Genomic DNA, 23922 nt, shown 5'->3' with positions numbered 1-23922 from the left:
ACGATATTTTGACTAAACAACTAAGTACTGAAGATTTCGATTATGAATTGCCTCAAGAATTAATTGCGCAAACACCCTTAGAAGAACGTGATGCATCTCGGATGTTAATCTTGGATCATGAGACAGGTAAAATCAAGGATGATTATTTCTATAATGTAATTGACCAATTAAATGCTGGGGACGCTCTTGTAATGAACGATTCGCGGGTGATGCCTGCTAGAATTCATGGAATTAGACCTGATACTGGTGGCCACATCGAAGTGTTGCTATTGAACAATACTGATGGTGATAACTGGGAAACATTAGTAAAACCTGCTAAAAAAATGAAGGTTGGTTCTGTGATTAGTTTTGGTGATGGCCGCTTAACGGCAACGATCATTGAAGAGCTAGAACATGGTGGCCGCATGATTCGTTTTGAATATGAGGGTATATTTATGGAAATTCTGAATGAACTTGGCGAAATGCCGCTACCTCCTTATATTAAAGAAACGCTTGAAGATCAAGAAATGTACCAAACGGTTTATTCAAAGGAAGTTGGATCGGCAGCAGCACCTACAGCTGGTTTACATTTTACAAATGAATTATTAGAAAAGATTGAAGCTAAAGGTGTTCATCTTGTTTATTTAACGCTACATGTTGGATTAGGGACATTTAGACCTGTTAGTGAAACGAATATTGCAGACCATAAAATGCATAGTGAATTTTATCGTTTAACTGAGGATGCAGCTCAACAATTAAATGATGTTCGTAAATCAGGTGGTAAAATTATTGCGACAGGAACAACTACAATTCGGACACTTGAAACAATTGGCTCAAAATTTAAGGGCGCTATTCAAGCTGACAGTGGTTGGACGGAAATTTTCATTAAACCAGGATATGAATTTAAGGTTGTTGAAGGATTTATAACTAATTTTCATTTACCAAAATCAACATTAGTAATGTTGGTTGCAGCATTTACAGGAAGAGAAAATATTTTAAACGCATATAAACATGCAGTTGATTCTAAATATCGATTCTTTAGCTTCGGCGATGCAATGTATATTAAATAGGATGGAGAATTAATAATGGTAGAGCCCGCAATTAAGTATCGGTTAATCAAAAAAGACAAACGGACAGGTGCCAGACTTGGTGAAATTATTACACCTCACGGAACTTTCCCAACGCCAATGTTTATGCCCGTAGGTACACTAGCATCTGTTAAATCAATGGCACCTGAAGAATTAGACGAACTTGGTGCTAATATTATCTTATCAAACACCTATCATTTATGGTTACGCCCCGGTGAAGATGTCGTACAAGAAGCTGGTGGGTTACATAAATTTATGAATTGGGATAAAGGTATTTTGACTGATTCGGGTGGCTTTCAAGTATTTTCATTAGCAAAGATGCGTGATATTACTGAGGAAGGCGTCAAATTTAGAAGTCATCTAAATGGAGAAAAATTATTCTTATCACCAGAAAAAGCGATCCACATAGAAAATGCTTTAGGTGCGGATATTATGATGAGTTTTGATGAATGTCCACCATTTTCTGAAAGTTATGACTATATTAGCAAATCAGTTGATCGGACAAGCCGCTGGGCTGAAAGAGGACTTGAAGCTCATTTGAATCCGAAAGAACAGGCTTTATTTGGAATTGTTCAAGGTGGCGGTCATCGAAATTTGAGAGAACGAAGTGCGCGTGATTTAGTTTCAATGGACTTTCCTGGTTATTCAATAGGTGGGTTATCGGTAGGGGAATCAAAAGCTGAAATGAACCGCGTTTTAGATTTCACAACGCCATTGTTACCAGAAGACAAGCCACGGTATCTAATGGGTGTTGGTTCAGCTGACGCCTTGATTGATGGGGTGTTACGTGGAATTGATATGTTTGATTGCGTGTTACCAACACGTATTGCTAGAAATGGGACAACAATGACTTCAATGGGCCGTGTTGTTGTAAAAAATGCGAAATATGAACGAGACTTTAGACCATTAGATGAAAACTGTGATTGTTATACATGTAAGAATTATACGCGTGCTTATTTACGTCATCTGATTAAAGCAGATGAAACATTTGGTATTCGTTTAACTAGTTATCATAATTTGTATTTTTTAACACATTTAATGGCTGATGTTCGTCAAGCTATTATGGATGACAACTTATTAGAATTTCGTGAAGCATTTTTTGAACAATATGGATTTTATGATAAAAATCCTAAGAATTTTTAAATTTTTTTGAATAACTGTGGTGTTCAGTCAATAAGTTTGATACCCTTGTGTAGTAAGAAAAAAGAAATAGAGGTGACTTATTAATGCAATATAGTAGTATTTTAATGATTGTGGCTTTATTCGTCTTGATGTATTTCATGATGATTCGTCCACAAAAAAAACAACAACAAAAACAACAAGATATGATGAACCAATTAAAACCTGGGGATGCAGTAGTAACTATTGGTCGTTTACACGGCGTTATTGATAGTTTTGATGAAGAGGCAAAAACTGTTACACTTGATTGTGACGGTATTTTCTTAACATTTGAACGCTCAGCAATCGCACGTGTCCTTCCTGCCGCAGTTAAAGTAGAACCTGCAGCTGCAGTTAAGGAAGAAACAACTACTGATGCAGTTATTGAAACAAAAACTGAAGAAGATAAATTCTCTTCTGACGAAAAATAATTATTTTCAAGTATTAACTTTGTGCTAATCAGAGTTAATACTTTTTTTATTGTCTAGTTTAAGACCAACTTTCTTGTTTATTTTACTAATAAAATGTAAACTTATACTATTGATTTTACTAATAAAGAGGACTGAAACCTCAAAAATGAGAGTGGTGTGGAATAATGGAAACTCAACAAAAGGCCTTATTTATTATCTTTGGTGGAACCGGAGATTTAGCAAAGCGAAAATTGTATCCATCTCTTTTCAAACTATTTGAAAAAGGATTTTTAGATGCCAACTTTGCTGTAATTGGGACTGCAAGACGTCCTTGGACAGATGATTTTTATCAAAACGTTGTTACTGAATCTTTAGTTAATGTTAGCGATGATGCTAATAAAATTGCTGATTTCGTATCACATTTTTATTATCAATCACATGATGTGACTGATGTTGCACATTATATAACTTTAAAAAAATTAGCAGATAAACTTGATGAAAAATACCAAATTGAAGGTAACCGTATGTTCTACTTAGCAATGTCACCTCAATTTTTTGGTACGATTGCGACTCATTTAGGGTCACAAAAGTTAGTAACTAAAAATGGATTCAACCGTTTAATTATTGAAAAACCTTTTGGACGCAATTTTGAAAGTGCTAAAAAGTTAAATGATGAAATTACAAATACTTTTGATGAAGATCAAATATTTAGAATTGATCATTACCTAGGTAAGGAAATGATTCAAAATATTCCAGCAATTCGTTTTGGTAATATTATTACGCAAACATTGTGGAATAATAAGTATATAGATAATATTCAATTAACGTTGAGTGAGTCATTAGGTGTTGAAGAACGTGGCGGGTACTATGAAACGAGTGGCGCTATGCGTGATATGTTCCAAAATCACATTATGCAAGTTGTTTCATTATTAACAATGGACATGCCAAAAGAATTTGTTGCATCAGAAATTCGTAAAGAAAAATTAAAGGCTTTAAAAGCAATCCGTATCTTAAAACCTGATGAAGTTAATAAAAACTTTGTTCGTGGACAATATGGTGCAAATGAGGCAGGAACCGAAAAGGCTTATCGTGAGGAAAAACAGATTTCACCTGATTCAATGATTGAAACATTTATTGCTGGTCGTTTAATGATTGACAATGATCGTTGGGCTGGTGTGCCAGTTTATGTTCGCAGTGGTAAACGTCTTGTCGAGAAAAATACTGAAATCAATATTGTTTTTAAAAATGTTGAAAAAAATATTTTTGGAACAAGTGCTGAACATGAACATTTAGGTAAAGATGTATTAACAATTACAGTTGAACCTGATGAACGATTTAGATTGACGATTAATACTAAAGAAATTGGGCAAGGCTTTAACACGAATAAAACGAATTTAGATTATGTTAATTCACCTGAAACAAAAGCTAAAACACCAGAAGCATACGAAAAGTTAATTTTGGATGCGTTAGATGGAAATGCAATTAATTTTGCTCATTGGAATGAAGTTGCTAAGGCATGGAATGTAGCCGATGTGATTTTAGAGACATGGCATAACGATAATGATGATAAAACGTTATTCCCTAACTATTTAAGTGGATCGATGGGTCCAACGGCTTCAGATAAATTATTAACGGATGATGGTAATTACTGGATATACGATCCTAAAAAGTAAAAAACGTTAATCCTTCGGTATTAATTGAAGTAACTCTTGCATGATAATTTTAATTATTTAGGGAAATATTATTTTAATAGACAAAATATCAGAAGTATTATAGTACGAAAGCGATTATAAAAGTATAAATTTATAAGGAGAGTAATGATGAATAAAATTATTATAGATGAAGATTTTTGGAACATCTTTCCAGATGCACAAATTAATATTATGCTTTTAAAAGATATAGATAATCATCCTAAAGAAAATCAAACCGATTTTTATGATAACATGCTTGAACAAGCTGGGGATAAAGCTCAAAAATATTTAACAAATGAATCATTCAAAGACAATTTAGTCGTGGCTAATTGGCGTGAAGCATACCAAAATTTTAAGAAGAAAAAAGGTGCTCGTTCATCAATTGAAGCTTTACTTAAACGAGTTGATCAGGGTAAAGGTGTGGGTTCAATAAATCCGCTTGTTGACCTGTACAATAGTATTTCATTAGAGTATGGTGTACCTGTTGGTGGTGAAGATACAGATGCTATCAAAGGAGATCTTCATTTAGGTGTTGCTAAAGGTGGAGAAGCTTTTTATCCTTTAGGTGATGATAAAAATGAACCAGCTCTGCTTGGTGAAGTTTTATATTATGATGATGATGGAGCAGTTTGCAGATGCTTAAATTGGCGAGATGGTAAAAGAACAATGTTAACAGATGATACAAAAAATGCTGTTATGGTAATGGAATCTGTCAATAAAGAACAGAATGAAATTATTGATGAGGCAATGTTACAATTACAAAAGTCTATTAAAGATAATCTTAATGTAGAAGGTAAAATTTTTAAATTAAATAAGGATAATTCTGTTATAGGTGAATAATATGAAGTACCTCATAATTGTTAAACATAAGTTTAACGATAATGAGGTATTTTTATATCTTAATGGACAATAAAGAGCAATTAATTTGAAAAGGAACGTGCGTTCGTGTAAAATTGCATGAAAAGGATGTGGGACTAATGGCTGAATTAAATGGTATTACAATAGACGATAATTTATTAAAAAGAAAAATTATCCATGTCGATATGGATGCTTTTTATGCGTCAATTGAAGAGCGTGAACATCCTGAATTTATTGGACAACCATTAGTTATTGCCCAGGATCCTAGAAAAAATGGTGGTCGTGGTGTTGTTGCTACAGCAAATTATGAGGCAAGAAAATTAGGTATCCATTCTGCTATGGCAGCCCAAGAAGCTTATGAAATTTGTCCTAAAGCTATTTTTAAATCGCCTGATTTCACACTATATAAAGAAGTTTCAAGACAGCTTCATGAAATATTTCATGAATATACAGAAATGATTGAGCCAATTGCATTTGATGAAGCCTATCTTGATATTACACAGAATAAAAAAGAAATTAAAAGTGCTATTCAAGCAGCGCACATGATTCAAAGAGAAATCTATCAAAAATTACATTTAACCTGTTCAACGGGTGTTTCTTATAATAAATTTTTAGCAAAACTAGCGTCCGATTACAATAAACCAGCTGGAATGACATTAATTCTGCCAGAAGATGTCATTCCTTTTTTATCTGAATTGCCAATTGGTAAATTTAGAGGCGTTGGAAAAAAAACAGAACCAAAAATGATTAATCAAGGTATCCTTACTGGAAAAGAATTATTAGAAAAATCTGAAGTTGAATTAATTCAACAATTTGGTAAATTAGGGTACTTCTTATATAAACGAGTACGAGGTGTTGATGATCGTCCAGTCGAGTGGCAAAGAGAGAGAAAATCGATTGGTAGCGAGCGAACATACGGGAAGTTATTGATGACAACGGATGAAGTTGAAACACAACTTAGGTATATTGCACATTTAGTTTCAGAAACGTTGAGTAAACAACAAAAACATGGGAAAACGTTAGTCATTAAAGTTCGCTATCAGGATTTTACGACGCTAACAAAAAGATTAACATTGGAAGAATTTATTCGTAATGATGCAGCAACTATTTATTTTTATGGACGACAGATTTTTGACGATATATTGGGTGCAGAAAAGGGAATTAGGTTACTTGGATTAACGATGACAAATTTAGCACCAATTGGTTTTGAAAATATGAAACTACCATTATTTGGGAAAAAAGACACAAAACAGCCTTTGTAATTGGCCTCAATAACCGTTATACTTAAGAGCAACTTTGGAAACGAAAGAAGACTAAACATGAAAATTACATGGCTTGGACAATCTAGTATTCAAATTGTTACTGACGATAAGTTGACGATCTTAATTGATCCATTCATTAAAGATAATCCGTTAGTTAAAACGACTATTGACGAATTAAATCCAGATTATATTTTAGTGACGCATGCACACTACGATCATGTGGGTGATACAATTGAGTTAGCAAAAAAATCAGGGGCTAAAGTCGTTACAATCAATGAACTAGCTAATTATTTTGAAGATGAGGGTTTAATTGTTGAGCCTTTAAATTTTGGTGGTCAGCTTAAATTACCTTTCGGTTCAGTAAAACTTATTCCCGCGTGGCATACTGCTGCCTTGGTAATTGATGGTACAGCGAGAACATTAGGTGTAGCTGCAGGGTTTGAATTGCATATTGATGGGAAAGTCTTGTATCATGCAGGAGATACGGCTTTATTTTCAGATATGAAGTTAGTTAATCATATGGAACCTGTTGATTTAGCATTTTTACCGATTGGTGATACTTATACAATGGGTTTAGAAGATGCTGCAATTGCAGCTGAATTTGTACAGGCAAAAAAGGTTGTTCCAATTCATTACAATACGTTTACCAAAATTGAACAAAATCCAGTTGAATTTGTTCAATTATTGAATGATGGTGTGGGGATTATTCCCGAGATTGATATTCCATTTGAGTTCTAAGAAGGAGTCATTTAAGTGAAAATTGAGTTAGAAATTTTAAAAAAAATTAAACAATTTGATACGATTATTATTCATCGTCATCAAAGTCCAGACCCTGATGCAATTGGATCTCAATCGGGGTTAGCAGCAATTATTCGTGCTAGTTTTCCTGACAAAAAGGTTTATCAAGTTGGTGCGCCCTCAGCTGGATTAGTATGGATTAGTGACCAAGATGAAATTTCTGATGAGACGTATAATAATGCACTCGTCATCGTGATTGATACGGCTAATCGTCCAAGAGTTGAAGATGATCGATATACAAGTGGTGCCTACCTAATTAAATTGGATCATCATCCCAATGAAGACGTTTATGGTGATTTAGTTTGGGTGAAAACAAATGCATCAAGTAGTTCTGAATTAGTTATGGATTTAGTTGATGGCGTTGGTGGAGAACTTGTAGTTACTGATGATGCGGCTAGGATGTTATACGCCGGAATTGTTGGCGATACAGGTCGATTCATGTATTCAGCAACAACTGCACATACGATGCAAGTGGTTGCTGAATTAATGACTTATCATTTTTCAACTACTAAAATAAACCAAAAAATGGACAATATTACCGCAGGTGTCGCTAAGTTATCAGGATATGTATATGATAATTTAGTTATTACAGAACATAAAGCAGCATATGTCATATTGACACATGACTATCTAGATTCAATAGAGTTGGGCGATGCTGGTTCATCTCAAATTGTACCTTTACCAGGTAAAATTATTGAAGTTCAATGTTGGGCAATTTTTGTGCAGCAAAAGGATGGTAGCTATCGCGTTCGATTACGATCAAAAGGTCCTGTAATCAATCAGTTAGCAAAAGAGCATGATGGTGGTGGACATCCCATGGCCAGTGGTGCAAGAGCTAAAGACCAAGCAGAGTACGAAGAAATAGTTAAATCACTTGATGATTTAGCTAAGACATATACGGGAGAATAAAATGCCAGAAAATTTTAAAAATTTTGGATTGAAATCGTATCTTTTAAAAGCGATTGAAGCAATTCATTTTAATGTACCAACAGAAGTTCAACAACGCTTAATACCAGTTGTTTTAAAGGGTAAAAGCGTTGTAGGTCAATCACAAACGGGTAGTGGTAAAACACATACTTTCCTATTACCAATCTTTAATCAACTTGATCCTTCAAATAATACGGTTCAAGCAGTTATTACGACACCAAGTCGTGAACTTGCTTACCAAATTTATGAAGCTGCTAAGCAATTGGCAGAATTTAGTCCCGAACCTATTCATATTCAAAATTATGTTGGTGGGACAGATAAACAGCGTCAAATCGATAAATTAAGTAGAAGACAACCACAAATTGTCATTGGGACACCTGGACGTATTGCTGATTTAATGAGCAGTAACGCTTTAGATATTCATAATGCATCAACTTTAGTTGTAGATGAAGCAGATATGACACTTGATTTAGGGTTTTTGAAAGAAACTGATCAAATTGCATCTGCATTACCTTCTGATCTTCAAATGATGGTGTTTTCAGCAACTATTCCACAAAAATTACAACCATTTTTAAAGAAATACATGAAGAACCCAGTAGTTGAAGAAATTGCAGCTAAATCAGTTATTAGTGATACGATTGAAAACTGGATTATTCCAACGAAGGGTCATGATCGTAATGAAGTTATTTATCAATTAATTACGATGGGACAACCATATATCGCACTTATTTTTGCAAATACAAAAACACGTGTTGATGAAATTGTTGAGTATTTACGTGGTAAGAATTTAAAAGTTGCTAAAATTCATGGTGATGTGCCAGCTCGTGAACGAAAACGTGTCATGAAAGAAGTTCAAAATTTAGATTTTCAATATGTTGTCGCAACTGATTTGGCAGCGCGTGGAATTGATATTGAGGGTGTTTCACATGTCATCAATGATGATATTCCAAATGATTTAGAATTCTTCATTCATCGTGTTGGACGTACTGGTCGTAACGGTTTGAGTGGTATTGCGATGACGTTATATGAACCAAATGAAGAAAATAAAATTGCTGAGTTAGAAGCAATGGGGATTAAATTTGCACCTAAAGATATTAAAAAAGGTGAAATCGTTGATTCTTATGATCGTAATCGCCGTGAAAATCGTAAACAAACCAAAGATCCTTTAGCTCCAGTAATCAAAGGAATGGTTAAAAAAGAGAAGAAAAAACGTAAACCTGGATATAAGAAAAAGATTCAAAAAGCAATTAAACGTAAAGATCAAATGGATCGTCGCGTTAACAGAAAACAAAATCGTAAAGAGTCGTAAGCTTAATTTGACAATTTGAGTCGATTTCAATATAATTTTTATTAGAAACAGGGATAAATTTAAATAGCCTAACAGAAACATTTCATTTGCTGAGAGAAATGATTATTTAAAAAAGCTGCCTTGTGTTAAGTATTAATAGAATGACGTCCACTCAACGTTATCGAGTTTAAGAGGTAAACGACTAAAACATCGTTGCAAGTAAGGTGGTACCGCGCTATAAGCGTCCTTACTCGCAGCGGTGTTTTTTGCTTAAAAATAGAAGGGAAGTCACACTTATGAAAAAAATGACAAGTACTGAAATACGCCAAATGTATTTAGATTTCTTTAAAGAAAAAGGCCATACAATTGAACCTAGTGCCTCATTACTACCTGTGGATGATCCCACATTACTGTGGATTAATTCCGGTGTTGCAACTTTAAAAAAATATTTTGATGGATCAGTTGTACCAGAAAATCCTAGAATTACGAATGCCCAAAAAAGTATTCGTACGAATGATATCGAGAATGTTGGTAAGACAGCACGTCATCATACGTTATTCGAAATGTTGGGTAATTTCTCAATTGGGGATTATTTTAAACCAGAAGCAATTAATTGGGCTTGGGAATTATTAACAAGTGAAAAATGGTTCGCATTTGATGCTGAAAAACTATACGTTACTGTTTACCCAAAAGATTTGGAAGCAAAACGTATCTGGTTAGAAGAAGTTAAGTTACCAAAGGATCATCTAGTAGAAGTAGAAGATAACTTTTGGGATATTGGACAAGGACCTAGTGGACCTGATACAGAAATTTTTTATGATCGTGGACAAAGTTTTAATAACTTAGCTGAGGATGATGACGAAAATTATCCTGGTGGCGAAAATGAACGTTATCTAGAAGTTTGGAATATCGTGTTCTCTGAATTTAATCACACACCTGAAAATAACTATGAACCACTACCTCATCAAAATATTGATACGGGGATGGGTTTAGAACGTGTTGTTTCGATTTTCCAAAATGCAAAAACTAATTTTGAAACAGATTTATTCTTACCCTTAATTGATGCAACTGAAAAAATGAGTAATAATAAAAAATATGATGATAATGCCCAAGATGATATTTCATTTAAGGTTATTGCAGATCATGCGCGTGCAATTTCATTTGCCATTGGTGATGGCGCTTTACCTTCTAATGAAGGACGTGGCTATGTTATTCGTCGATTAATTCGTCGTGCAGTGATGCATGGACAAAAATTAGGGATAGAAGGATCATTTTTAACGCAACTTGTACCTGTTGTTGGTAATATTATGAAGGATTATTATCCGGAAGTTTTAGAACAATCAGAGTATATTTCTAAAATTGTTCGTTCTGAAGAAGAACGATTTAATGAAACATTAAAAGATGGATTACAGTTATTAAATAATCTTATTTTAACGACTAAAAAAGAAAATAAAGTAGAGCTAACTGGTGCTGGTGTCTTTAAATTGTACGATACTTATGGTTTTCCATTTGAATTAACGAAAGAATATGCCGAAGATGAAGGATTATCTGTAGATCAAGTAGGGTTTAACGCTGAAATGCAACAGCAGAAGGATCGTGCTCGTGCTGCACGTAGTAATGCTAAATCAATGGGTGTTCAAAATGGGATGTTAACAGATATTAAAACAATTAGTGAATATGTTGGTTATACACAAGCTAATGTGGATGACGCCAAAGTGGTTGATTTAATTGTGGATAACGAGTTAGTAGATAACATAAAACCAGGTGATAACGCTCAAGTTATTTTTTCAAAAACACCATTTTACGCTGAAATGGGTGGACAAGTTGCTGATAAAGGAACTATCAAAGATACAGAAGGCAATGTTATTGCTGAAGTTGAAGAAGTTCAACATGCACCTAATGGACAAAATTTACACGCCATTAAAGTTCTTGCAGCAATGAAAAAAGACCAATTAGTGACACTAGAAATTAATCAAGATTTCCATAAAAAAGTTGAAAAAAATCATACGGCGACACATTTACTTGATCAAGCATTGCGAGATGTTCTGGGCGAACATACACATCAAGCTGGGTCATTAGTCGAACCCACTTATCTACGGTTTGATTTTACAAATATTGGTTCCGTTTCAGAGAAACAGTTAAAACAAGTTGAAAAGATTGTTAACGATAAGATTTGGGCTGAGTTAGCTGTTGAAACTGTTGAAACAGATATTGATTCTGCTAAAAATATGGGTGCCATTGCTTTATTCTCAGAAAAATATGGAAAAATTGTGCGGGTTGTGAAAATTGGCGATTATTCAATTGAATTCTGTGGTGGTACGCACGTTTCAAATACGAGTGAAATCGGCTTATTTAAAATTATTTCTGAATCAGGTGTTGGTGCCGGCGTTCGTCGTATTGAAGCAGTAACTTCTAAAGAAGCTTTTGATTTCTTAAACGGACGTAACGAACTCTTAGAAACAGTAGCACAACAAGTAAAAGTAAATAAAGTCGTAGAAGTTTCAAATAAAATTGAACAATTACAAAGTGCATTAAAAGTAAGTGAACAACAAATTCAAGCATTTGAAGATAAAATTGCTAGCCAACAAGCTGGGGATGTTTTCAAAAATAAACAAGAAATTAATGGTAAAACGTTAATTGCAGCAAAAGTTTCAGTTTCAGGGATGTCTCAATTACGTCAATTGGCTGACCAATGGAAAACCCAAGAATTATCAGATGTTTTGGCTATTGGAACAACAAGTGATGACGGTAAAGTTAATTTAATTACGGCAGTTAGTGCTGATGGCATTAAATCAGGATTAAAAGCGGGCGATTTAATTAAGACGATTGCGCCACTTGTTGGCGGTGGTGGCGGTGGCCGACCAGACTTAGCTCAAGCAGGTGGTAAAAATCCAGCAGGTTTAGCTGATGCAATCAAAGAAGCAGCAAATTGGTTAAATAATCAAACCAAATAATAATTAAAGGAGTATTTATCTAATAATAAATAGATAAATACTCTTTATTATATTACGGCTTGATTACATCAGCTTGTTTTGATTGTCGAATGGTCCTTTTTTTAGTAGAATAGAGCTAGGTTAATAAATTGATGGGGGTGCCACGTTATGAGTTCATTAGATAAAACAATGTTCTTTAATTTTGACGAAAATAATAAAAAAGATGTCCACGATACATTGGTAACTGTTTACCAATCATTAGAAGAAAAAGGGTACAACCCTATTAACCAGATTGTTGGCTATTTGTTATCGGGCGATCCTGCTTATATTCCTAGATTTAATGACGCACGTAATTTAATTAGAAAATATGAACGCGATGAAATTGTTGAAGAGTTAGTTAAAAATTACTTAAATACAGAAGAAAAGTAGGAAATTAAATGAGATTAATGGGCTTGGATATTGGTTCAAGAACGGTCGGCGTTTCAATGAGCGATTTATTAGGATGGACTGCCCAAGGCGTTGAAATTATTCGTATTAATGAAGACAGAAGTGACTTTGGTATTGAACGTGTCAAAGAATTGGTTACAGAGTATGAAGTAACTGGCTTTGTACTCGGCTTACCCAAAAATATGAACAACTCATTAGGCCCTCGTGCTGAAGCTGCGCAAAAGTACGGCGAGTTATTAGTTGAAACTTTTGGCTTGCCAATTGATTTTCAAGATGAACGGTTGACAACTGTTGAGGCAGAACGTATGCTTGTTGAACAGGCCGATACATCAAGAAAAAAAAGAAAAAAAGTTATTGATAAACTTGCTGCAAGCCTAATTTTACAGAATTATTTAGATGGTAAAGGCAAATTAACTAAAGAATAAAGTGAGGTCACAATATGAATAATGAAGAAGAAAACCAACAGATTACATTAGTAGATGATAACGGTAATGAAACACTTTTTGAAGTTCTGTTTACCTTTGAATCTGATGATTACAATAAATCATATATTATGCTTTATCCACTTGGCTCAGAAGCTGATGAAGAGGTTGAAATTCAAGCTTACTCATTTAGTCCTAATGAGAATGGTGAAGCAACTGAAAGTGATTTAGAACCAATCGAAGACGATGATGAATGGGATATGGTAGAAGAAGTATTGAATACCTTCCTTTCAGATGAAAGTATGCAATAGAAGATTATTTAAAAAGTTGAGCCAAATTGGTTTAACTTTTTTATTTTGTTTTAAATTATATATTATGGACTATGATACACATATCTCTTTTGATCAATTCGTGGTAAAATTATTTTTAAATGATTAAATGTAAGGAGGGTGTTCATTGGAAAATCAAAAGAATAGATATAAGACTAAAATCGGTAAAAAAGTGTATACAATTATTGGATCAGAATCAGACACACACATGGACGCCGTAGCAACATTGGTGAAAAATGAATTTCAATCAGTGAAGGACATGCTACCTGAAATAGATGATGAACAAGTAGCGATATTAGTAGCTATCAACGCAGTTTCAGATCAAATTAAATTACAAGAAAAATTAAATGAAATTAATGGTGAAACACAAGTAAAGGAGTAATATTATGACAGTTTCTTTAATTGTTATCTTTTTATTAATTGTGTCATTTTTTAACGGTTATAGAAAAGGATTAGTATTAACGCTTTTGAGAATTGTAGGATTTATCGCTATCTATTTATTTGCTAAAGTTTTAACAAATCCTGTTACTATTTGGTTGGGAGAACGTTTCCCTAAAATTATGGAAACTGATAAGACATCTATTACGAACCATCTTCAGACTAACTTTTATTCGATGATTGTATTTGCGGCTTTATTTGTGGTTGGCGGTATACTCATTAGAGGTATTATTAGAGTAATAAATTCTGTTACAAAATTACCAGTTATTCATCAGGTGAATTCACTAATTGGTGGGGTTCTATCGGTTATACTGATGTTTGTTTTTATTTTTATTGGGTTAATTATTTTGTCGGCTTGGCCTAATCAAAAAGTTAATGAAGCTGTTTTAGAATCGACGGTTGCTCAAAAAATACTAACAGATACGCCAACAATAGCTAAAAAGATGTTCATTACAAATACATCATCTACAGATTAAATGTTAGGAGAATTAAAGTATGAACGAAAAAGGATTAAAGACATTAGAATATCAAAAAGTTAAACAACAAATTCAAACATTTATATCTACTGAATCTGGACAAGAAGAAGTTAAGGCATTAGAGCCGATGACTAATCTCGAAAAAATCCAAAAGGATTTAGACGAAACACAAGATGCTGTGAAGATATTGCGACTCCGCGGTGGCATTCCTTTACCACAATTAGTCAACGTTAAGCCACATATGAAACGGTTAGATATGGGAGCTTCTTTGAATGGTAAAGAGCTATCTGCTGTTGGTCGTGTACTACGAACGACTAATGAGGTTAAATTATTTTTTAAAGATTTAGCAGATTCTGAAATTGAATTAACGAGATTATTTGAATGGATAGAAAAGCTTGAAAATCTACCTGAAATTAATCGTAGGTTGAATCAGTCAATTGAAAATGATGGTCACATTACTGATGAGGCTTCACCAGTATTGCATAATATTCGACAAAATATTTTACGCTCGGAAAGTGCCATTAGAGCTAAACTACAAGAATTTACGCGTGGTAAAAGTGCTAAATATTTAAGTGAAACATTAATTACAATTAGAAATGAACGTTACGTTATCCCTGTTAAGGCAGAATATCGTGGTCAATTTGGTGGCGCTGTTCATGACCAAAGTGCAACAGGACAGACCTTATTTATTGAACCGCAAGCAATTGTCGAGATGAATAATCATTTACGCGAACAGCAACTTGCTCAAGCAGATGAAGAACGTCGTATTTTGGCAGAGTTATCTGAATTAGTTGCACCTTTTACAGCAGAAATTTTAGAAAATGCTTATATTTTAGGACATTTCGATTTTGTTAATGCAAAGGCACAATATGCAAGCTCAATTAAAGCAACTGAACCAGCAATTAGTGTTGAAAATGACATTTTTTTAAGACAAGCACGTCATCCTTTATTGGATAGTAAAAAAGTAGTTGCTAACGATATTATGTTAGGAAAAGATTATCAAGCAATTGTTGTTACGGGACCTAATACCGGTGGTAAAACAATTACGTTAAAAACATTAGGCTTAATTCAGATGATGGGACAATCAGGTTTAAATATTCCAACAAATGAAGGTAGTCGTATTGGTATTTTTGAAGATATCTTTGCAGATATTGGGGATGAACAATCGATTGAACAGAGCTTAAGTACATTTTCTGCTCATATGACTAATATCGTTTCTATTTTAGCTAATATTAACGAACATTCATTAGTTTTATTTGATGAATTAGGAGCTGGAACGGATCCACAAGAAGGTGCAGCTTTGGCGATTGCAATTCTTGATGCTGTTGGAGAAAAAGGTAGTTATACAGTTGCTACAACACATTATCCCGAATTAAAAGCGTATGGGTTTAATCGTGCTGGAACAATTAATGCTAGTATGGAATTTGATAGTGAAACGTTACAACCAACTTATCGATTATTAATTGGAATACCTGGTCGTAGTAATGCGTTTGATATTTCTCGTAAAATTGGGTTAGCGTCAAATGTTGTTGATCAAGCGCAAAACTTGACCAATCAAGATAGCCAAGATTTGAATGAAATGATTTCTGACTTAATGAGTAAGCGAAAAAAGGCAGAAGATGAGACACTGGCATTAAAAGCACAACTAGAAGATTCAACGAAATTACATGATGACCTAGCTAAACAGTATGCCGAGTTTGTTGCGCAAAGAGAGTCAATGACGGATAAGGCTAAGGGAAAAGCTAATGAAATCGTGGCAGAAGCAGAAATAAATGCAGATAAAATAATAAAAGAAATTCGCCAAATGCAGATGCTTCAAGGACAAGCTGTTAAAGAACATGAATTAATTGATGCAAAATCACAATTATCACAAATGCATCAACCAACAAATGCTTTGAAGAAAAATAAGGTCCTACAACGAGCTAAAAATAAACAAGAATTCCATGTGAACGACGATGTCTTAGTTAAAACTTATGGTCAACAAGGTGTTTTAGTTAAAAAAATGAGTAAGACAGAGTGGGAAGTTCAACTTGGTATTCTAAAAATGAAAATTAATGAAAACGACCTTCAAAAAGTTCATATCGAGAATGATAAAAAGGATAGAACCATTTTTAAAAATGCGGCTTCAACAAGCGTTTCAACATCGCTTGATCTTCGTGGACAGCGCTATGATGATGCAATGAGCCAAGTTGATCAGTATATTGATTCTGTTTTACTTGCTGGATATGCTTCTGTTACTATTGTTCATGGTAAAGGGACTGGAGCCTTAAGAACTGGAATAACAGATTATTTGAAATCAAATCGTCATGTTAAGTCATTTGAATTTGCAGCACCCAATGCTGGTGGAAATGGCGCAACTATCGTAGAATTCAAGTAACGTTTACTTTTTGTAAGCAAAAATGTGGCGTGGTATTATTTTCTTTGATATGATGGTCACATAAATAATAAAAGGGGGAATTCAAATGGTACAAGCAATTACAGATAAAGAATTTGAAAAAGTAACAGATTCAGGTGTAACATTGACAGATTTTTGGGCAACATGGTGTGGTCCTTGTCGTATGCAATCGCCAGCTATTGAAGATTTAGAACAAGAAATGGGCGATAAAGTAAAATTTTCTAAAATGGATATTGATCAAAATCCAGCAACAGCACAATCTTTTGGTATCATGAGTATTCCAACTTTAATGATTAAAAAAGATGGCGAAGTTGTTGATACAATCGTCGGTTATCATTCAAAAGATCAGGTTAAAGAAGTTTTAGCACAATATATTTAGTAATTAAAAAGAGCTGACTTTTAAAGTCAGCTCTTTTTAATTATCTATTCGATAATTATTCAGTTTCAGTTGGTACTTTGAAGTGAAATTGGTCAGTTGGTTCTGTCATATTAGGATCTTTTAAATCAGTTTGAACAATAATTGAAACACCGGATTTATTATTTTGATTTTCAATTATTGTTTCTGATGTGAAACCACTTTGAATTTGGATAGTTTCAGCAATAAACCCAGCTTCTAGGTTAAAATCAGCAGACTTAATCTGATTCTGTCTGAAGGTAACAATATTACCAGATAGTAACCAAGTTTGCTTGTCTTTTTTTTCTTTAACCACTTCAAGAGTACCCCAATTTGCCTTTTCAAAAAAGGTAATAAGGTCTGCAATATTAGCGAGGTTAGCATTACGGGCCATTTTTTTACCAACCCAGTATAAAATTGTTGTATCCGTACCAATTACTTCTGGTATTAAACTATCGCGAATAAGTTCATATGCGAATGTATCATTGTTGTCAGCTGATAATAAATTTTCAATCAAATTTGGTTTCATATGGATCTCCCTCTGGATATATAATATACAAGTATTATACCGTTATTTAAGATTAGATGATATTGATTTTTCATAAATTAATGTTAAATGACTAGACTTGAATTTTGAGTAAAGACAAGTCATAATTAAGATTGATAAGTAATCGAAAAAGAGGTTAGAAAATGAATAATCAAGCAATTGGATTTATTGATTCAGGTGTTGGTGGATTAACAGTTGTAAAAGAAGCACTTAAACAATTACCAAACGAAAAAATATACTATTTAGGTGATACAGCTAGAATGCCATATGGACCTCGGCCCTCAGAACAAGTTTTAGAATTCACTTGGGATATGACATCTTTTTTGTTAAGTAAAGGGATAAAAATGTTAGTGATTGCTTGTAATACAGCAACGGCTGCTGCCTTGGATGATTTACGAGAAAAATTAGCAATCCCAGTGATTGGTGTTATAAAACCAGGAAGTAGAGCGGCAATTAAGTCATCTAAAAACCAAAGAGTAGGCGTTATTGGGACGGAAGGTACGATTAAAAGTAGCGCATATAGTAATACGTTACATGAAAAAAATCCTAATTTATTTGTGACGAGCTTACCTTGTCCAAAGTTCGTCCCAATTGTCGAGAGTGATCAATACGAATCAGAAATCGCTGAACGAGTTGTTAATGAAACGTTAGCTTTTTTTGATGATAAAAACATTGATACACTAGTCATGGGCTGTACTCACTATCCATTACTCAGACCTTTTATTCAAAATGCGGTTGGTGATAAAGTAACGTTGATTGATTCAGGAGCTGAAACAGTTAACGATGTTTCAACTATCTTAGATTATTTTAATATTGCGGCTAAAAGTGAAGCAAAAATTGAACATGAATTTTTTACGACGGGTGATGCGAATGATTTTAACGAAATTGCATCAGGTTGGTTAGGATTAGAAAATATAAATTCTAAAACAATTCATTTAGGACAGGGAGACTAACATGCGTAAAAATGAGAATCGAGATAATTTAGAAGTTAGACCAGTCTCAATTACAAAATTAAGTCTTAAGGAAGTCGATAGTGCGATTGAATACCAGTTGGGCTTGACTAAGGTAACAATTTTAGTTAACGAAACAGATAACATTGGTGAATTGAAAGTAGACGTTAATCAGTGGTTGAGTGCTCAAAGCAATGTCAAAATTGAATTGATTTTATCATCGCTTAAGACGGCCTTGGCAGAAACATTAAAAGATACTGGATTTAATTTACAAGTACAAATCATGCAAGCTGATGGGGATATTATTGCAACAGTTATTAATGCGAGTTATGTAGCAATTCAAAATTTATTGTTAAAGAGTAACGGTCAAAAATTAAAACCATTTTCAGCGATTAATGTTGGTTTCATTCATGATGAGTTATTTGCTGATTTAACAAGTGAAGAAGAGGAAACAGCCGATAGTCATTTATTAATTGTTCAAAATGAATCAGGGGCTTTTTTACAATTGAATTTTGAAAAATCTAATGCTGATTTACTTGGTGACAAATTAACGCAACTTTTAGGTGGAGCAATGTCAGGATTATCAGAATTAATGGGTAATTCGCAGAAGAAAACCATTTTAATTCAAAATGAACATATTGAGAATCAAAAAGATGTGATTTTAATTGCAACTAAAAATGAAGGAAAAGCGACTGAATTTAAACGTTTTTTTAATCCACTAGGATTTAAAGTTACTACGTTGTTGGACTATCCTGAATTACCAGATGTTGAAGAAACTGGGAAAACATTTGAAGAGAATGCAAGATTAAAGGCAGAAACAATTTCACAATTAACACAATTACCTGTTTTAGCAGATGATTCTGGTTTAATGGTGGACGCCTTAGATGGTCGACCAGGTATATTTTCTGCTCGTTTTGCTGAGGACCATAATGACGCTGCGAATAATGCGAAATTATTACATGAAATGACTGACGTGCCGAAAGACAAAAGGACTGCAAATTTCCATACAACGTTAGTTTTTGCAAAACCTGGTAACGAGTCACTAGTTGTAGACGGTGAAGTGGCTGGAGAAATTTTGGGTATACCACGTGGAGATAACGGATTTGGTTATGACTCACTTTTTTATGTACCTGAATTATATAAGTCTATGGCTGAACTGACTGAAGTAGAAAAAAATAAAATTAGTCATCGCGGTCGTGCAACCGTCAAGTTAATGTCAAATTTTAATGATTGGTGGGAAAAATAAGATGAAGTGCTTAGTTGTGAGTGATAGTCATGGAGATCGTGATATATTAGAATCTATTTTAGTACATAATAAAAATCAAGTTGATGTATTTTTTCATTGTGGCGATTCAGAATTAGAAGCAAATGATCCGCTTTTTAATAAATTTGATGGTGTCCTAGGAAACATGGATTTTGATATGAATTTTCCAGAAGAATTAGTTGAAATTGTGAGCGGGGAAACTATCTATCTCTCTCACGGGCATCTGACTAACGTTAAAACAGGACTGTTCACACTTGAATTAAAAGCTAAGGCTAATCATGCTAAATTCGTATTTTTTGGACATACTCATGAATTAGGATGTGAGATGACTGACGATGGCGTATTAATTTTAAATCCTGGGAGCATTAGTCTTCCTAGAGGGATGTATCAAGGGATTGGTGGAACATATGCGATAGTAGAAGCAAACGAAAAAAATGTTCACGTCTCATATTTCACTAGACAGCATAAATTAATACCAGAATTAACTTGCGAGTTTAAACGTAAATAGCGAAAAAAAACCTCTAAACGAATTTTATCGTTTAGAGGTTTTTAAAATTTAAGCTAGCATAAAAAGTGATTTGTATAGGAAAACGGCACAAATGCCGGCTGCAATTGGTGCAACGACTGGGACCCAACTATAATCCCATTGTGAGTTACCTTTATTTTTAAGAGGTAATAGTTGATGTAGTAAACGTGGAGCAAGATCACGAGCTGGGTTTAGGGCTGGGCCAGTTGCGCCACCCAATGATGCAACTAATACAAGGACTAAGAAACCTAATCCGAGATGAGCTGTTCCGAGGTTATCGGAGAAAAATGGTGCTTTTGTAATACCAATGGCGCCAAATATCAAAATGAAAGTACCAACAAATTCATTAATAAAACCATTTAATTTACTTTGAGCGGCATCAATAGTTGAGAAAGTACCTAAAATACGTTCAGGATCAGTTGTTTGATCATAGTAAGGTTTGTAGGCTGCAACAACAATAGCTTGTCCAACGAATGCACCTAAAAATTGTACTGTCATGTAGGGAAGTACTTCACCCCATGGGAACAAACCAGAAAAAGCTAATCCTAAAGTGAAAGCTGGATTAATATGATTTGCTGAAATACTACCAAAGATTAAGGCGGGAATCATAACACCGAATCCATAACCGAAGGCGATTAAAGCCCAATCACTACCATGTCCTTTTGTATGCCCAAGTTCGACATTGGCCACCGAACCATTACCTAAAATAACCATAATTGCTGTACCAATAAATTCTGCAGCTAATCTTGTTGTTAATGTATAATCCATTGTATCCTCCTATTTTTGTTCGCAATATTTATTATGTTACCAATATTGCGAACAAATGTAAATATTTATTAATAATTGGCTCGATTTTTAAAAAAAATTAGTGTCTGCGTTCAATTTATTATAAAATAGGAGTTGTTCTAAAAGTTTGGAAGGAGGACCTATTGAATGATAGCTAAGTCTATTGAAAAAATGTTATCCGAAAACCAGGAACACTTTTTAATTCCAGCTGAAATTGTTGCTAATGTACAAGAAAATAACTTCCTGGATCACGCACTATTGGTTTTAACAAAAGTTCATTATGCTAAAATTCCCGTTTTAGATAATGATTATAAGTTTAAAGGATTGTTATCCTTGTCTATGATTACTGAGACAATGTTAGGATTAGATGAATTGGATGTCAGCCGATTACACGAAGTTCGTGTTAAAGATGTTATGGAAACTGATATTCCCACTATTCAAGATCCTTACGATATTGAGAATGTTTTGCACTTACTTGTGGACCATCCCTTTTTATCAGTTGTTTCTTCTGAGGGCAGTTTTACAGGTATCGTGACACGTCGTGAGCTTATGAAAAGTATGAATCATATTGCTCATGAATTTGAAAAAGAGTATATAGTTCAAGATATTGAAACTAAAGAAAGAAAATAAATAATATGAAATATTAGGAGAATGATGATGGCAAATTTAGATGCACACGAAATTATTAATTTTATTAGCACTTCAAAAAAGAAAACACCCGTTAAGGTATATATTAAAGGGGATTTAGTTGAAATCGATGTACCAGATACGATAGAAGACTACTTAAATGATAAAGCTGGCGTTTTATTTGGTGATTGGGCAGATATTGAACCTTTCCTAAATGAAAATTCAAAAATTGTAAGTTCTCATATTGAAAATGAAACTCGTAATTCAGCTGTTCCGTTATTAGATTTAAAAAAGATTAATGCACGTATTGAACCAGGTGCAGTTATTCGCGATCAAGTTTTAATTGGCGATAACGCTGTTATCATGATGGGCGCTATCATTAATATTGGTGCTGAAATTGGTAAGGGAACAATGATTGATATGGGTGCTGTTTTAGGTGGTCGTGCAATTGTTGGAGATAATTGTCATATTGGTGCTGGAACAGTACTTGCTGGGGTTGTCGAACCACCTTCAGCAACACCTGTTATTATTGAAGATGACGTTTTAATTGGTGGAAATGTTGTCGTGCTTGAAGGCGTTCGTGTTGGTAAAGGTGCCGTTGTTGGTGCTGGAGCTGTTGTTACTAAAGATGTTGCACCTTATACGGTAGTCGTAGGGATGCCCGCAAAAAAAGTTAAAGATATCGATGATAAAACAAAAGATAAAACAGAAATTTTAGCAGAGTTACGTAATATCTAGAAATAAATTGAAACGAGGGAACAGATAGAAATGAGTTTAACAACTGAAGAACTAATTAAAATCAGACGGGACTTACACCAAATTCCGGAAATTGGATTAGAAGAATTTGAAACTCAAGCCTATCTACTGAACTTAATTTCAAAATTTAATCAAAGTTTTATAGTAATTAAAACAGTTGAAACTGGTATTTTAGTTCGAGTAGTTGGTTCTATTGGCGGGTATACAATTGGATATCGGACTGATATTGACGGACTACCTGTTACTGAAAAGACAGGACTGCCATTTTCATCACGGAATGAAGGTAGAATGCATGCTTGTGGGCATGATATTCATATGACGGTTGCGCTCGGAATTCTAAATTACTTTTCTGAAAATCAACCAACAGTAAATATGACTTTTATCTTTCAACCAGCAGAAGAAAATGCCAGTGGTGGTAAGCGACTCTATGAGAGTGGATTATTAGATGAGTGGATGCCTGATGAAATTTATGCATTCCATGATAATCCACAATTACCTGCTGGAACAATTGGAACTCGATTAGGCACTTTGTTCGCAGGTACGTGTGAAATTCATGCACACCTAGCCGGAAAAAGTGGACATGCTGCATACCCACATCAGGCTAATGACATGGTAGTTGCTGGTGCACAGTTGGTCACGCAATTACAAACGATTATCAGTCGAAATGTCGATCCAATACAATCTGGAGTTGTTACGTTGGGTCAATTTACTGCTGGAACGACTGGTAATGTTATTGCTGGTGAAGCACAGATTAATGGAACAATTCGTGCGTTAACACAAGAAATGAATTTATTGATTCAAAAACGTGTTAAAACAATTTGTGAGGGTATCGCATTAATGTACGATTGCGAAGTAGAATTAAACCTCATTCAAGGTGGTTATCTACCTGTTGAAAATGATGATAGCAGGACTGAAAACTTTATTCGATTTATGAAAAACGATCCAGAAGTTTCATTTGTTGAAACACAACCTGCAATGACGGGAGAAGATTTTGGATTTTTATTGTCTAAAATACCTGGAACAATGTTTTGGTTGGGTGTAGATAGTCCTTACTCGCTACATTCTGAATTTTTGGCGCCTAAAGAAGCTGCAATTGATGCAGGTGTTCTTGCAATGGTCCATTTTTTGACAGATAGAGATCAACAAATAAGAAACTAAAAAATGACTCAATTA

25 protein-coding genes are annotated in these 23922 nt (G+C 34.1%); 23 read left to right on the top strand and 2 right to left on the bottom strand.

What is annotated here, in order from left to right; translation table 11 throughout:
- The first annotated feature begins 8 nt into the window (after positions 1-8).
- The 17 genes from queA (at position 9) to trxA (ending at position 17278) form a co-directional block, all read left to right on the top strand.
- On the top strand, positions 9-1049 hold the full coding sequence (queA, locus tag AC1RP4_RS06615) for a tRNA preQ1(34) S-adenosylmethionine ribosyltransferase-isomerase QueA (RefSeq protein ID WP_481761843.1): 1041 nt from the start codon (positions 9-11) through the stop codon (positions 1047-1049).
- 15 nt (positions 1050-1064) lie between these two features.
- A complete protein-coding gene (gene tgt, locus AC1RP4_RS06610) occupies positions 1065-2210 on the top strand; it encodes a tRNA guanosine(34) transglycosylase Tgt (RefSeq protein ID WP_481761842.1) in 1146 nt (381 codons plus the stop codon).
- Between the two features lie 83 nt (positions 2211-2293).
- Positions 2294-2656 carry a preprotein translocase subunit YajC gene (gene yajC / locus AC1RP4_RS06605; protein WP_409021441.1) on the top strand — a complete coding sequence of 121 codons (363 nt, stop codon included), beginning with the start codon at positions 2294-2296 and terminating at the stop codon, positions 2654-2656.
- 164 nt (positions 2657-2820) lie between these two features.
- Positions 2821-4308, top strand: a complete 1488-nt coding sequence (gene zwf / locus AC1RP4_RS06600; RefSeq protein WP_481761841.1) for a glucose-6-phosphate dehydrogenase — start codon at positions 2821-2823, stop codon at positions 4306-4308.
- 147 nt (positions 4309-4455) lie between these two features.
- Positions 4456-5166, top strand: coding sequence for a B3/B4 domain-containing protein (locus tag AC1RP4_RS06595; RefSeq protein ID WP_481761840.1), 711 nt, complete (start codon positions 4456-4458; stop codon positions 5164-5166).
- 137 nt (positions 5167-5303) lie between these two features.
- Positions 5304-6446 (top strand): DNA polymerase IV, encoded by a 1143-nt coding sequence (gene dinB / locus AC1RP4_RS06590; RefSeq protein ID WP_481761839.1) that lies wholly within the window; start codon positions 5304-5306, stop codon positions 6444-6446.
- A gap of 57 nt (positions 6447-6503) precedes the next feature.
- On the top strand, positions 6504-7184 hold the full coding sequence (locus AC1RP4_RS06585) for a metal-dependent hydrolase (RefSeq protein WP_481761838.1): 681 nt from the start codon (positions 6504-6506) through the stop codon (positions 7182-7184).
- A gap of 15 nt (positions 7185-7199) precedes the next feature.
- Positions 7200-8153: a DHH family phosphoesterase gene (locus tag AC1RP4_RS06580; protein ID WP_481761837.1), complete on the top strand. Its 954-nt coding sequence runs from the start codon at positions 7200-7202 to the stop codon at positions 8151-8153.
- A 1-nt stretch (position 8154) separates the two neighbouring features.
- On the top strand, positions 8155-9480 hold the full coding sequence (locus tag AC1RP4_RS06575) for a DEAD/DEAH box helicase (protein ID WP_409021433.1): 1326 nt from the start codon (positions 8155-8157) through the stop codon (positions 9478-9480).
- A gap of 275 nt (positions 9481-9755) precedes the next feature.
- Complete coding sequence (gene alaS / locus AC1RP4_RS06570; RefSeq protein ID WP_481761836.1) at positions 9756-12413, top strand: alanine--tRNA ligase; 2658 nt, start codon at positions 9756-9758, stop codon at positions 12411-12413.
- A gap of 147 nt (positions 12414-12560) precedes the next feature.
- Positions 12561-12821: an IreB family regulatory phosphoprotein gene (locus AC1RP4_RS06565; RefSeq protein WP_481761835.1), complete on the top strand. Its 261-nt coding sequence runs from the start codon at positions 12561-12563 to the stop codon at positions 12819-12821.
- An 8-nt stretch (positions 12822-12829) separates the two neighbouring features.
- Positions 12830-13264, top strand: coding sequence for a Holliday junction resolvase RuvX (gene ruvX / locus AC1RP4_RS06560; protein ID WP_409021430.1), 435 nt, complete (start codon positions 12830-12832; stop codon positions 13262-13264).
- A gap of 14 nt (positions 13265-13278) precedes the next feature.
- Positions 13279-13572 carry a DUF1292 domain-containing protein gene (locus AC1RP4_RS06555; protein WP_409022780.1) on the top strand — a complete coding sequence of 98 codons (294 nt, stop codon included), beginning with the start codon at positions 13279-13281 and terminating at the stop codon, positions 13570-13572.
- 145 nt (positions 13573-13717) lie between these two features.
- Positions 13718-13972, top strand: a complete 255-nt coding sequence (zapA, locus tag AC1RP4_RS06550) for a cell division protein ZapA (protein ID WP_481761834.1) — start codon at positions 13718-13720, stop codon at positions 13970-13972.
- 4 nt (positions 13973-13976) lie between these two features.
- Entirely contained in the window at positions 13977-14504 is a 528-nt protein-coding gene (locus AC1RP4_RS06545) for a CvpA family protein (RefSeq protein WP_481761833.1), read from the top strand.
- 19 nt (positions 14505-14523) lie between these two features.
- The gene (locus AC1RP4_RS06540; RefSeq protein ID WP_481761832.1) at positions 14524-16881 is read left to right on the top strand and encodes an endonuclease MutS2; all 2358 of its coding nucleotides are present in this window, start codon (positions 14524-14526) and stop codon (positions 16879-16881) included.
- A gap of 85 nt (positions 16882-16966) precedes the next feature.
- Positions 16967-17278: a thioredoxin gene (gene trxA / locus AC1RP4_RS06535; protein ID WP_409022776.1), complete on the top strand. Its 312-nt coding sequence runs from the start codon at positions 16967-16969 to the stop codon at positions 17276-17278.
- A gap of 55 nt (positions 17279-17333) precedes the next feature.
- Here trxA and AC1RP4_RS06530 read toward each other — a convergent pair whose 3' ends face one another.
- Positions 17334-17822: a YslB family protein gene (locus AC1RP4_RS06530; protein WP_481761831.1), complete on the bottom strand. Its 489-nt coding sequence runs from the start codon at positions 17820-17822 to the stop codon at positions 17334-17336.
- Positions 17823-17983: 161 nt separating this feature from the next.
- On the opposite strand from AC1RP4_RS06530, the gene racE reads away from it, so the two are divergent.
- From racE to AC1RP4_RS06515, 3 genes are read left to right on the top strand one after another with little or no spacing between them, the layout of a single operon-like run.
- Positions 17984-18793, top strand: coding sequence for a glutamate racemase (racE, locus tag AC1RP4_RS06525; RefSeq protein ID WP_481761830.1), 810 nt, complete (start codon positions 17984-17986; stop codon positions 18791-18793).
- Position 18794: 1 nt separating this feature from the next.
- Positions 18795-20036 (top strand): XTP/dITP diphosphatase, encoded by a 1242-nt coding sequence (locus tag AC1RP4_RS06520; RefSeq protein ID WP_481761829.1) that lies wholly within the window; start codon positions 18795-18797, stop codon positions 20034-20036.
- Positions 20017-20562, top strand: a complete 546-nt coding sequence (locus AC1RP4_RS06515) for a YfcE family phosphodiesterase (RefSeq protein WP_481761828.1) — start codon at positions 20017-20019, stop codon at positions 20560-20562. Before AC1RP4_RS06520 ends, AC1RP4_RS06515 begins: the two co-directional genes overlap by 20 nt.
- A gap of 48 nt (positions 20563-20610) precedes the next feature.
- On the opposite strand, the gene AC1RP4_RS06510 is transcribed toward AC1RP4_RS06515, so the two are convergent.
- On the bottom strand, positions 20611-21348 hold the full coding sequence (locus AC1RP4_RS06510) for an MIP/aquaporin family protein (RefSeq protein WP_409022771.1): 738 nt from the start codon (positions 21346-21348) through the stop codon (positions 20611-20613).
- A gap of 165 nt (positions 21349-21513) precedes the next feature.
- Here AC1RP4_RS06510 and cbpB point away from each other — a divergent pair, with 165 nt between their 5' ends.
- Genes cbpB through AC1RP4_RS06495 form a run of 3 tightly spaced genes read left to right on the top strand, consistent with a single transcriptional unit; the run spans position 21514 to position 23907 of the window.
- Positions 21514-21996: a cyclic-di-AMP-binding protein CbpB gene (gene cbpB, locus AC1RP4_RS06505; RefSeq protein ID WP_481761827.1), complete on the top strand. Its 483-nt coding sequence runs from the start codon at positions 21514-21516 to the stop codon at positions 21994-21996.
- Positions 21997-22023: 27 nt separating this feature from the next.
- Complete coding sequence (dapD, locus tag AC1RP4_RS06500) at positions 22024-22731, top strand: 2,3,4,5-tetrahydropyridine-2,6-dicarboxylate N-acetyltransferase (protein ID WP_481761826.1); 708 nt, start codon at positions 22024-22026, stop codon at positions 22729-22731.
- A 30-nt stretch (positions 22732-22761) separates the two neighbouring features.
- Positions 22762-23907, top strand: coding sequence for an N-acetyldiaminopimelate deacetylase (locus AC1RP4_RS06495; RefSeq protein ID WP_481761825.1), 1146 nt, complete (start codon positions 22762-22764; stop codon positions 23905-23907).
- Positions 23908-23922 lie beyond the last annotated feature (15 nt).

This window comes from Dellaglioa sp. CoH-56-MRSF-10 (assembly GCF_056782175.1).
Note: the sequence above shows the minus strand (reverse complement) of the source record. Positions and strands in the feature narration are given on the sequence as shown.